Genomic DNA, 544 nt, shown 5'->3' with positions numbered 1-544 from the left:
GGCGTTCATCCCGTTCGACCAGCGCCTGGCGATCATCGACGAGGTGATCAAGCCCCGGTATGCGGTGCTGATCGGCTAGGCCCGTTTTCCGCACTGATCGAGCCCCCAACTATGCGGAAAACGGGGCTAGGACGGTCTAGGACAGCCCGTTGATCCCGGCCACACCGACTAGCCCGGCGCGACCGCCGCTGCCCCCGGCGCCGTTGTTGGGCGCAGTCGGGATGATCCCGCCAAAGCCGCCGTTGCCGCCGTCGCCGCCGTCGCCGATGAGCACGGCGTTGCCGCCGTTGCCGCCGTCGCCGCCGAGACTGCCGGGATTGATGCCCGGCCCGCCTTCGCCGCCGGCGCCGCCGATGCCGAACAGCGCGCCGGCACTGCCGCCGGTCCCGCCGACACCCCCGGTGGTGACGCCTGCCCCGCCTGCTCCGCCGGCCCCGCCGAACCCGAGCAGGGTCGCGGTGCCGCCGGACCCGCCGTTCCCGCCGCCGTCATTTAGGCCGGTCCCGCCGACGCCGCCCGTCCCGCCGCTGGAGAAGAAAAGGCC

At 73.5% G+C, this 544-nt stretch carries 1 protein-coding gene and 1 pseudogene; one reads left to right on the top strand and one right to left on the bottom strand.

All coding sequences use genetic code 11. The features are described from left to right. A partial coding sequence (locus FPZ47_RS30095; RefSeq protein WP_246859924.1) for a hypothetical protein occupies positions 1-79 on the top strand: 79 nt, incomplete at its 5' end. A 57-nt stretch (positions 80-136) separates the two neighbouring features. Here the strand turns inward: FPZ47_RS30095 and FPZ47_RS28755 are convergent. Then, positions 137-544, bottom strand: a pseudogene (locus tag FPZ47_RS28755) (PE family protein); the annotation flags it as partial.

The organism is Mycobacterium helveticum, from assembly GCF_007714205.1.
Taxonomy (GTDB): domain Bacteria; phylum Actinomycetota; class Actinomycetes; order Mycobacteriales; family Mycobacteriaceae; genus Mycobacterium; species Mycobacterium helveticum.
This window is presented reverse-complemented; position numbering and strand designations above follow the sequence as displayed.